This is a genomic window from Streptococcus sp. HMSC10A01, from assembly GCF_001807785.1.
In the GTDB taxonomy this organism is placed as follows: domain Bacteria; phylum Bacillota; class Bacilli; order Lactobacillales; family Streptococcaceae; genus Streptococcus; species Streptococcus gordonii.
Window position 1 is genome coordinate 31,070 of the sequence record NZ_KV790972.1, and the last position, 360, is coordinate 31,429.

At 58.9% G+C, this 360-nt stretch carries 1 protein-coding gene; it reads left to right on the plus strand.

Features of this window, described 5'->3' with window-relative positions; all coding sequences use genetic code 11:
• The coding region (locus HMPREF3108_RS10935) for a hypothetical protein (RefSeq protein WP_256262223.1) at positions 1-360 on the plus strand (360 nt) is incomplete at both ends.

The following is a 360-nucleotide window of genomic DNA, read 5'->3' on the forward strand; positions in this document are numbered from 1 at the left end:
GTCAGTATCCGCAAGCACGTCTGCGTCAACCAGCGCGTCTGTATCAGCAAGTACGTCCGCTTCAACGAGTGCCTCTGTAAGCGCCAGCACCTCAGCTTCAACGAGCGCGTCTGTATCAGCAAGTACCTCGGCTTCAACGAGCGCATCCGTGAGTGCAAGCACCTCAGCCTCAACGAGCGCGTCTACAAGCGCAAGTACGTCTGCGTCGACCAGCGCGTCAGTATCCGCAAGCACGTCTGCGTCAACGAGCGCGTCCGTAAGCGCAAGTACTTCGGCTTCAACGAGCGCGTCAGTAAGTGCAAGTACTTCGGCTTCAACGAGCGCGTCCGTAAGCGCAAGTACGTCTGCGTCGACCAGCGC